Source organism: uncultured Campylobacter sp., from assembly GCF_905371695.1.
Lineage (GTDB): Bacteria > Campylobacterota > Campylobacteria > Campylobacterales > Campylobacteraceae > Campylobacter_A.
Genome location: NZ_CAJPMA010000064.1, coordinates 1 through 9827, shown reverse-complemented (window position 1 = coordinate 9827; position 9827 = coordinate 1). Strand labels below are relative to the sequence as shown.

Genomic DNA, 9827 nt, shown 5'->3' with positions numbered 1-9827 from the left:
CCGCCGCAAACATAGCGCTTGCAAGAGTCGCTGATAAAACTATTTTTTTAAACATTACGTATCCTTTAAATTTGATGTGATTTTTATGAAATCATGGAGCGGATTTTAGTGACACTTCGTGAATTTTTTGTTAATTTGGATTTATGGAAAGCTTAAATTTAGAGCCTAGTTTGAGGCTCTAAATAATTCTTATAAGCTATTTACGAGGGCCTTGACGTCGGCTACGATAGGCTCGATCGCTCGTTCGCCGTTTACGACGTGGAGCAGGCCTTTTTCTTTGTAAAATTTACGTATCGCCTCGATCGGCTCTAGATAAACCTTCATACGGTTGTTGAAAACCTCGTTGTTGTCGTCGGCTCCGCGTGCTCGTCCGAGTACTCTCTCACGTGCGACGGCTTCGCTAACGTCCACTTCGATCACGCCTTTTAACGCGATCTCGTTTTGCGCGGCTAGCACTTTGTCTAGCTCGGTCATTTGCTCGACGCTGCGCGGGTAACCGTCGATAATGACGTTTGATTTGTCCGAGCTTTTGATCGCCGAGACGATCGCGTTTACGACGACGTCAAGCGGGACTAGGTTGCCCTTTGAGATAAATCCGTCGATTAGTTTGCCAAGCTCTGAGCCGCTAGCAACCTCTGCGCGGAGTAGATCGCCTGTTGAGAAGTGAGCAAATTTAGCATCTTCTTGCGCGATTAGCGATGCGTCGGTGGTTTTGCCCGAACCCGGAGCGCCGATGATTAAAAACAAATTTTTCATTTTTTCCTTTCTTTGCGGCTTGTCTCTTGCGCGCTTTTAAATGAGCTAGAAATTTCCTCCCTCGATGAACTATATGTTCTATCTTCGGTCGAAAATTTCTTCGCAACATTTAAATTCGTCGCAAGATACTTCGCCTTTTCTTTAAAATAAAAAATAAAATCAACTAAATTTATAGCGGAAGTATCGTGAAATGATTTTTGGAGTTGCGACGTAAAATTTCGGCGCAGATAGAACATATAGTTCATCGAGCCAAAATTTTACTACCTCTACAAAAAGCGCTCACGAGACAACGCTTTCAAGCTTATTTTTCTTTTTCTCGCAGCCTTAGTCCCAACTCTCTTAATTGCTCGCCGCTAGCTTCGCTAGGCGCCTTCGTTAGCGGGCACTGAGCGCGCTGGGTTTTAGGGAAGGCTATGACGTCGCGGATCGAGCTGGTTTTATTTACTAGCATATTTAGCCTGTCAAAGCCGATCGCGATACCGCCGTGCGGAGGCGCGCCAAAACTTAATGCATCGAGCAAGAAGCCGAATTTCTCGCGTTGCTCGGCCTCGTCGATGCCTAGTAGCTTAAATACCTTTTGCTGAACGTCGTTTTTGTGTATCCTCACGCTACCGCCGCCAAGCTCATATCCGTTAAGCACGACGTCGTGAGCGACCGACAGGATGTCCTCGAGATCGGACTCGTCGATGTTTTTAGGCATGGTAAACGGATGGTGCATAGCCGAGTAGCTGCCGTCGTCGTTTTGCTCAAACATCGGGAAGTCGAGCACCCACAAAAACTCCATTTTGTTTTGGTCGATGATGCCCATTTGCTCTGCGAGGAAAATCCTAAATCGCCCCATGTAGTCAAGCACGACTTTTTTCTTGCCGGCGCCGAAAAATACGACGTCGCCGACTTTTAGCTCGCAGCGAGCGACAATCTCGTCAAGGTCGCTTTGCTCGAAAAATTTGCAAAGCGGTCCTTTTAGCCCGTCTTCTTTCATCTGGAAGTAGCCAAGGCCCTGAGCGCCGAATTTGCGGACGAATTCCTCAAAACGGTTCATCTCGCGCTTACTAAAGATATTATCGCCGTTTGGCACTTTTAGCGCTTTGACGCGGTTTTTCTTAGGCTCGCTCGCGATTTTGCTAAAGATTTCATTGCTAGAGCGCGCGAAAATGTCGATAACGTCGATCATCTTTAGGTCGTAGCGCAGGTCGGGTTTGTCGCTGCCGTAGCTCTCGGTCGCCTCTTTGTAGCTCATTCGGCGGAAAGGGATTTGGATATCGTATCCGCAGGCGGCAAAGACGTCTTTTAGCATATTTTCAGCCATATTTAGGATGTCTTCTTGTTCGATGAAACTCATCTCGATATCTATCTGCGTAAATTCAGGCTGTCTATCCGCGCGCAAGTCCTCGTCGCGGAAGCATTTTGCGATCTGGAAATATTTATCAAAGCCAGAGCACATCAAAAGCTGTTTAAAAAGTTGCGGGCTTTGCGGTAGGGCGTAAAACTGGCCCGGATATACGCGGCTAGGCACTAGATAGTCTCTGGCGCCCTCCGGCGTCGCGCGGGTTAAAATCGGCGTTTCAAACTCGATAAAGCCCATTTTATCTAGGCTGTTTCTGGCTGCGATCGCTGCTTTTGAGCGCATTTTAAAGATATTTTGAAGTTTCTCGTTTCTAAGGTCCAAAAATCTGTATTTTAGTCTGATGTCCTCATTTACGCTCTCGTCGCCGATAACGAAAGGCAGCGGCTCACTCGGGTTTTCGACGATCACTTCGTCTGCGACTACTTCGATCTCGCCCGTTTTTAGGCGCGGATTTACCAGGCCTTCGCCGCGAGCGCGGACCTTGCCTTTTATCCTTAACACGTACTCGTCGCGAACGTGCGACGCGGCCTCGTGAGAGCTCTTGCTATCTGCCGGATCGCAGACGATCTGGATCAGCCCCGTGCGATCGCGCAGGTCCAAAAATATAACGCCGCCGTGGTCGCGGTAGGTGTTTACCCAGCCGCAAAGCGTAACTTCTTTGCCTATGTCGGCCGCGCCTAAATCAGCGCAATAGTTGCTTCTCATTTTGCTGTTTCGCCGCGGTTTGCGCGACGAATCTCCTTTCTGTACTAAATCGGGCAAGTATATTTAAATTTTCTTTAAAATTTAGTAAAAAGAGGCTAAATTTGAAAATTCTAAATTTTATGCTAAAATCCCGCCGAAATTTTTTAGAAAGCCTTATTTTGACCTTTTTTTCATTAGAATTTACCCTGATTTTTTTCGTATTTTTTCTAGCTTATTGGGCGCTAGCGTCAAATTTTAAGTTTCAAAACGGACTGATTTTAATCGCTAATTACTCCTTTATTTGCAGTTTTAGCCCCGTTTTTGCGCTAGTTTTAGCCTTTCACACGTTTTTCGTGTCGTATTTCGGGCTTTATATAGTTTATAAAAAAAGGCTCGACGCGCTGCTTCTCGGGCTATTTTTTACGCTGGCTTATCTTTGTTTTTTTAAATATTTCGACGTTTTGCAAAGCGATTTTAAAGAGCTTTTGCTGTTTTTCAAATTCGATCTTTTAGCCAGAAATTTAGAGGTCGTTTTTCCTATCGGCATATCGTTTTACACCTTTACTTCGATCACTTATTTGGTAGCCGTCTATCAAAAAAGACACAAACCCGCTCCGTTTTTAACGCTTGCTTGCTATCTTTCTTTTTTTGCGACGCTGCTTGCGGGGCCGATTTGTAGGAGCGAGTTTATGCTTCCTCAGTTTAAGCGAGAGCGAAAATTCGGCGACGGCGATAAAATTTTCGCTCTTATTTTGCTGGGCGTCGTTAAAAAAGCGCTAATCGCAAATTATTTGCAAGGCTACGTGGACGGCGTATTTAGCGACGCTTCTAGCTTTAATAGCGTCCAAATTTTAACGGCGATTTTTAGCTACGGAGTGTGGATTTACTGCGATTTTAGCGGCTACGTAAATATAGTAACCGCGCTCGCTCTCGCGCTCGGATTTGCATTGCCGCCGAATTTCGATATGCCTTACGCCTCTTTAAATTTGCGCGAATTTTGGCGACGCTGGCATATTAGCTTGTCGTTTTTTATCAGGGATTACGTCTATATCCCGCTGGGCGGCTCTCGCCGCGGATTTTTCCGCACGCAGCTAAATTTAGTTATCGCGTTCGCGCTTTCGGGCGTTTGGCACGGCGTGGGTTGGGGGTTTTTGGTATGGGGGTTGCTTCACGGATTAGGTATAGTTTGGCTAAATTTAATGTCTAAAATCGGTGTTAGCATAAGCCGCTATCTGCCATTTTTGTCGCGTTTTTTTACCTATATTTTCGTAAGCGTCGCGTGGGTTTATTTCGCGCGTCCCGAAATTAGCGAAGCGAATGAAATTTTACTCGCCGCATGCTCGAATTTTAAGGGGGTTAGCCTGCAAGATTGGTTTGCGCTCGGGCTATTTTGGGCGGCGTTTTTTGCCTATCCTTATTTCGACGATTTGGAATTCGGCGTTAAATGCGCGCTAAATTTCGTTCCTACGGTTATCAAGCCCGCGCTTTTAGCCGCGATTTTTTGCGCGATTTTCGCCGTAATGCCCGACGGCGTACCTAGCTTTATATATTCGAGTTTTTAATGGCACGCTTTATTTTCGTTTATGTTTTTTGCATCGTTTTTGTTTGTCTTGCTATGCAGCGCCCGTTAGCCGATTATTTGCTAAATAAATACCACGTAGACGTTAGCGGAAGTAAAATTTTTAAGAATTTATACGTCAAAAAATTCACCGAATTTTACGAAATTTTAAAAATTTTCGACGAGAAAAAAGAGCAGCGCCTAGCTAGCGGCGACGATCGCGTCGTTTCGCCCGTAGCGGACGAGGATTTAGACGAAAATTTAAGCGAAATTTTTAGCAAAACCAAAGAAAATAAAAATCTAACGCGGCACGATTTCTCCCCGCAAGATCAAATCGGCGAAAATCCTTCGGGCGCAAACGAGGGCGAAGGCTCGGTGGCGCAAAATTCGCAAAACGAACAAATTTTGCAAGCGTCGCAAATTTCGCCGCGCAAGCCGCAAACCGTAGTCGCGCCGCAAAATTTAGCGGAGGATAAGATCGTGCTAAAAAGCGGCGAGGAGGTGCTATTTATCGGCGATTCGATGATGCAGCCCGTCGCTATGCACGCTAAAAAATCGCTTTCAAGGCTAGGTATAAAATCGACCGATCTTAGCCGTCACAGTACGGGGTTAATAAATAAACGCTATTTTGATTGGCAAGAAGCGACGTTAGAAACGCTGGCGCAAAACCGAAATATCAAGTTAGTAGTCGTATTGCTCGGCGCTAACGACTCTTGGGGCGTTAAGATAGGCGGGCGTTATAAGGACTTTAATAGCGACGAATGGGCGGACTTTTACGGCGGGCGCGTAGGCGAAATTTACGACGCGGCTCAGACGGCGGGAGCGCGCGTGATATGGCTAGGGGCGCCTTGTATGAGAGACGAGGCGTTTGACGCGAAAATGAGGCGCTTAAACGAAATTTTTAAAGCCGGCGCGAAGGCTAGGGGCGGAAGATACTTCGACACGGACGGCGTCGTTTGCAACGGCGGAAAATACGAAGCCTACCTAAAAGACGACAAAGGCAAGTCCGTAAAAGCGCGCGCCGACGACGGAATTCACATAAATATCAAAGGCTCTAAAATCGTATCGGCGCAGTTAATGAAGCAAATCGAGGTACTAGATGAGAATTCTACGAAATAGTTTAATTTCGGCGCTTTGCTTGCTAATTGCCGGATGTTTGGCGCAAAAAACGCCCAAAACCGAGCAAATTTCTAGCCGAAAAAGCGCGAATGCGCCCGAAATTTTAAACGACGATGCGAAGCTGCAAGCCCCTCGGGGCACGGACGCGTTAGAAAAATTAGCCGCGAAATTTAACGCAAACGGCGCGCTGGCTATTAAAATTTTCGGCGATTCGCACGTGGCTAGCGACGATTTGGCGCATGGGTTTAGGGAGGAATTTTTCGGCTCTAACGCGCAAAATTCGGTGGGCTTTGCTTACGCGGCGATGCCTAGGTATCAAAAAAGCGATTTTTTGAGCTATAAAATTTCGGGCTTTGAAATTTTAAACTCGCAACGAGACGAATTTGGCGATTATCCGCTTTGCGGCGTTATCGCGCGCTCGCAAAAAAAAGGCGCTAGCGTAACGCTGCAAACTAAAAATTTAAGCGCGCGGGAATACGAGTTTGAAATTTTATTTAAAGGCGTTAGGGCGGGCGAAATTTTAAAGATAGAAGCGCCAGGATTTAGTAAAATTTTAACGGGCGATACGGCGCGCAAAAGCGCGAAATTTAACCTAAAATTTCCTGTAAAAATCACCGCGCTGCAAGCCGGCGCCTTGATAGAAGGCTATAAAATTCTAGCCAAAAACGCTAGATACGTAGAGCACTGCGGTATAAACGGCGCAAAATCGGACCTTTGGCAAAAGTGGCGCACGGACGCGTTTAGCGAGCTGACGCAAAGCGATTACGATCTAATCGCGCTTGAATACGGCACGAACGACGCGATGGATCCGAGCCTAGATATTCTTAAATTTCGCAAAAACATGGACGAGCTGATAAAAAAAATCAGGCAAAATGCGCCTAACGCCGCAATCTTAATCATCGCTCCGCCGCCCGTTATAAAGCCTAAATTTAACGCCGTAAAAAAGGCGCTAAAAGAGGCTGCGAGCGCTAACGGCGCGATATTTTACGACATCGACGCCTTCGTATCGGCAAATGGCGGTAAGCGCGCGTGGATAGAGCAAGGACTTTCAAAAACGGACGTTCATTTGCTTCCCGAGGGCTATAAAAAAGTAGGCAAGGATTTGGCGGAGCAGCTAAAAAATATGCTAAAATCGGCGCTATGAAACTTGATTATAAAAACGTAAAAAAAGTAGGCATAGTCGCTAAAATCGCGCCCGAGCTACCTAGAAATTTACGAATTTTAAGTGAAATTTTAAAGCGTTACGGAGCGGAAATTTTACTTGAAGCCAAAACCGCGCAAGCGGTGGGCGAGAGCGGGCTAGATGTGCTAAATTTAGCTAAAAAGTGCGATTTTTTGATCTCTCTTGGCGGCGACGGCACGATCATCTCGCTGTGTAGGCATTGCGCGGAAATTTCGCCTTTCGTGCTGGGCGTACACGCGGGCAGGCTAGGTTTTTTAACCGACATTACGATGGACGAGTGTGAGGAGTTTTTCGCCGAGTTTTTTAAAGGAAATTTTAACGTCGAGCGCCCTTTTATGCTAGACGTAAAGCTTTGCAAAAAAAACGGCGAAATAATAGAAAAAGTAGCCTTCAACGACGCGGTCGTATTAAGCGCCAAAGTAGGCTCTGCCGTGCGGGTCGAGGCGTTTTTAAACGATCGGTATTTTAACTCGTATCTAGGCGACGGCGTCATCGTCTCTACGCCAGTGGGTTCGACGGCTTACAATATGAGCGCGGGCGGGGCGATTATAAGCCCTTTAAGCGAGGTTTTTGCGGTCGCTCCCGTGTGTTCGCACTCGCTTACGCAGCGCCCTATCGTGCTTTCGAGGGAGTACGAGGTGAAATTTAGCTCGCAAAACGACGCGCTTTTGGTAATCGACGGGCAAGAACGCTACAAAATGGCCAATCTTAACTTCGTAGCCGTTAGCCTAAGCCGAAAATCTGCGCGTTTGATTCGCCACGTCGGGCGCGATTATTTTCAAATTTTAAAAGAGAAATTACACTGGGGTTATAATGATTGAGCGACTTTTGATAAAAGATTTTTTAAGTTTTACGAACGCCGAGCTAAATTTTGGCGGCGGACTTAGCGTATTTACGGGCGTTAGCGGCGCGGGCAAATCGGTGCTTATGAGCGCGATAATGGCGGTCTTCGGGCTAAAAGACGCGGAAGCTAGGCTAATCGAAGCCGACGTTAATTACGTCTTTGATATGAGCGCGCTAGGTATAGAAAACGAGGAAATCAATACTTTTAAGCTCTTAAAAGACAAAAGCGCCAGATATTTCATCAACTCTCAAAGCGTTTCGAAGAAAAATTTAGCCCAAATCGCCAAAGAGCACGTAAAATATTTATCCGCGCGCGAAATAAACGAGTTTGAAAACGAGAGATTTTTGGAGTTGCTTGATTTTTTAGCGGCGAAAGAGGAGGCGGGATTTAACGCCGTAAAGCAAAATTTCGCTGAGAAATTCGACGAATTTTCTAAAATTTCAAAAGAGCTTTCGCGAGTTTTGGAAGATGAAAAAAAGGTTGAAGAGCTAAAAGAATTCGCTAAATTCGAAATTAATAAAATCGAAAGCGTAAACCCGAAAGTAGGCGAATTCGAAGAGCTAATGGACGTAAAAAAGCGTCTAAGTAAAAAAGATAAAATAAACGAAGCGTGGAGTAGGGCCGAAGCGGTGTTCGGACTTGAAAAATCCGTCGTCGACGCGCTTAATCTAAGCGATATCGACGCTAGCTTTTTTGAAGAGGCGATGAACGAGCTAAGGATCGCTCGCGATAATTTAAATATGGAAGAGCTCGACGAGATCGACGTAGAAAGCGTGCTTGACCGTATCGAGGCGCTAAATTCGCTCTCTCATAGATACGGAGGTATCGCGGAAGCTCTGCAAACGCTGGCAAAACGTAAAAGCGAGCTGGAAAGATACGAAAATTTAAGCTTTGAAAAGCGCGAATTAGAGGTGAAATTTAATCTGTTAAAAGACGAAACGCAGGCGCTTGCGGATAAAATCACGCTTACTAGAAAACCGCGCGTAAAAGAGCTTGAAAGTATGATAAATTCGTTTTTAAGCGAGCTTTATATGAGCGAAATTTCGCTAAATTTCGCCGCTAAAATTTTAGACGCTTCTGGTAAGGACGAAATAAGCTTAACGCTAAACGAAACGAGCCTTAAAAATTTAAGCTCGGGCGAGCTAAACCGCCTAAGACTAGCCTTTATCGCGAGTCAAACGCAAATTTTACAAGACGGAAACGGCGTAATAATATTAGACGAAATAGACGCGAATTTAAGCGGGAAAGAGGCGATGAGTATCGCAAACGTACTGCTAAAACTAGCGAAATTTTACCAAATTTTCGCTATCTCTCACCAACCTCAGCTTAGCTCGAAGGCTAATTCTCACTTTTTAGTCGAGAAAAACGGCGAAATTTCAAGCGTAAGAGAGCTAAAAAACGACGAGCGGATAAGCGAGCTGGCGCGTATGATAAGCGGCGAACACGTAAGCAAAGAGGCGATAGAATTCGCGAAAGGATTACTAAAATAAAGGTAAGTTTAAGTTTAAGCCTTATCATAAAAAATTTTAGATAAAATCGCCTAAAATTTATCAAATTTAGCGAGTGAAAATGGAGAGAATTCTAGTAGTAGACGATAATAAGGCGCTTGCAAAACTAATCGCAAAGCAGATGGATAAAAGCGTAGAGGATATGCTAATCGACGTCGCGCACGATTTTGCGGAAGCCAAGGCGATGATCGAGCGCAATAAAAGCGAATATTTTATGACGATTTTGGATCTTAATTTGCCCGACGCGCCCAACGGAGAGATCGTAGATTACGTTCTGTCAAAGGGTCTGCCGGCGATAGTGCTTACGGGCAGTATAGACGAGAAAACCAAGCAGACGTTCATACACAAAGATATCGTAGATTACGTATATAAAAGCAATATGGACGATATCAACTACATATTTCAAATGATAAACCGCCTAAATAAAAATAGGCAATACAAGGCGCTAATCGTAGAAGATTCGATGCCGTTTAGAAATAACTTAAAGAAAATTTTAACCAGCTTGCAGTTTAAGGTGCTAACCGCAGCGCACGGCGAGGAGGCGATGGGCTATTTCGCCGATAATCCGGATATAAAATTAATAATTACCGATTATAGAATGCCCGTTAAAGACGGACTTGAAATTTTAAAAGAGGTGCGAAAAGAGCGCGATAAAAACTCGCTAGGCGTCATCGTGATGACCTCTCCGAGCGAAAGCGTCGGTGCTCCGGTATTTTTAAAAAACGGAGCAAACGACTTTATCGCAAAGCCTTTTGAAAAAGAAGAGTTAATTTGCCGTATAAACAACACGATCGATGTCTAACATCGCAATCGCGTAAGGTTCGGCG

The 9827-nt window shown here is 45.3% G+C and carries 7 protein-coding genes and 1 pseudogene; 6 read left to right on the top strand and 2 right to left on the bottom strand.

The features are described from left to right. Nucleotides 1-189 precede the first annotated feature (189 nt). Both QZ147_RS06575 and aspS read right to left on the bottom strand, forming a co-directional pair. Complete coding sequence (locus QZ147_RS06575; RefSeq protein ID WP_295148441.1) at nucleotides 190-756, bottom strand: adenylate kinase; 567 nt, start codon at nucleotides 754-756, stop codon at nucleotides 190-192. Nucleotides 757-1057: 301 nt separating this feature from the next. Further along, nucleotides 1058-2809 carry an aspartate--tRNA ligase gene (gene aspS, locus QZ147_RS06570; RefSeq protein WP_295148437.1) on the bottom strand — a complete coding sequence of 584 codons (1752 nt, stop codon included), beginning with the start codon at nucleotides 2807-2809 and terminating at the stop codon, nucleotides 1058-1060. A 158-nt stretch (nucleotides 2810-2967) separates the two neighbouring features. Here aspS and QZ147_RS06565 point away from each other — a divergent pair, with 158 nt between their 5' ends. The 6 genes and pseudogenes from QZ147_RS06565 to QZ147_RS06540 all read left to right on the top strand — a co-directional run. Next, a complete protein-coding gene (locus QZ147_RS06565; protein WP_295148434.1) occupies nucleotides 2968-4350 on the top strand; it encodes an MBOAT family O-acyltransferase in 1383 nt (460 codons plus the stop codon). Beyond that, nucleotides 4350-5465 carry a DUF459 domain-containing protein gene (locus QZ147_RS06560; protein ID WP_295148431.1) on the top strand — a complete coding sequence of 372 codons (1116 nt, stop codon included), beginning with the start codon at nucleotides 4350-4352 and terminating at the stop codon, nucleotides 5463-5465. The genes QZ147_RS06565 and QZ147_RS06560 overlap by 1 nt, the downstream gene beginning before the upstream one ends. Further along, nucleotides 5446-6609 (top strand): GDSL-type esterase/lipase family protein, encoded by a 1164-nt coding sequence (locus tag QZ147_RS06555; protein ID WP_295148428.1) that lies wholly within the window; start codon nucleotides 5446-5448, stop codon nucleotides 6607-6609. Before QZ147_RS06560 ends, QZ147_RS06555 begins: the two co-directional genes overlap by 20 nt. Then, the gene (locus tag QZ147_RS06550; RefSeq protein WP_295148426.1) at nucleotides 6606-7469 is read left to right on the top strand and encodes an NAD(+) kinase; all 864 of its coding nucleotides are present in this window, start codon (nucleotides 6606-6608) and stop codon (nucleotides 7467-7469) included. The genes QZ147_RS06555 and QZ147_RS06550 overlap by 4 nt, the downstream gene beginning before the upstream one ends. Beyond that, entirely contained in the window at nucleotides 7462-8982 is a 1521-nt protein-coding gene (locus tag QZ147_RS06545) for an AAA family ATPase (RefSeq protein WP_295148424.1), read from the top strand. Before QZ147_RS06550 ends, QZ147_RS06545 begins: the two co-directional genes overlap by 8 nt. A 79-nt stretch (nucleotides 8983-9061) precedes the next feature. Continuing rightward, nucleotides 9062-9796, top strand: a pseudogene (locus tag QZ147_RS06540) (response regulator); the annotation flags it as partial. Between the last annotated feature and the right edge of the window lie 31 nt (nucleotides 9797-9827).

Bases quoted from the DNA above. Each gene is read 5' to 3' on its own strand.
- QZ147_RS06575 (WP_295148441.1), bottom strand. From the start codon at position 756: ATGAAAAATTTGTTTTTAATCATCGGCGCTCCGGGTTCGGGCAAAACC.
- aspS (WP_295148437.1), bottom strand. From the start codon at position 2,809: ATGAGAAGCAACTATTGCGCTGATTTAGGCGCGGCCGACATAGGCAAA.
- QZ147_RS06560 (WP_295148431.1), top strand. From the start codon at position 4,350: ATGGCACGCTTTATTTTCGTTTATGTTTTTTGCATCGTTTTTGTTTGT.
- QZ147_RS06555 (WP_295148428.1), top strand. From the start codon at position 5,446: ATGAGAATTCTACGAAATAGTTTAATTTCGGCGCTTTGCTTGCTAATT.
- QZ147_RS06550 (WP_295148426.1), top strand. From the start codon at position 6,606: ATGAAACTTGATTATAAAAACGTAAAAAAAGTAGGCATAGTCGCTAAA.
- QZ147_RS06545 (WP_295148424.1), top strand. From the start codon at position 7,462: ATGATTGAGCGACTTTTGATAAAAGATTTTTTAAGTTTTACGAACGCC.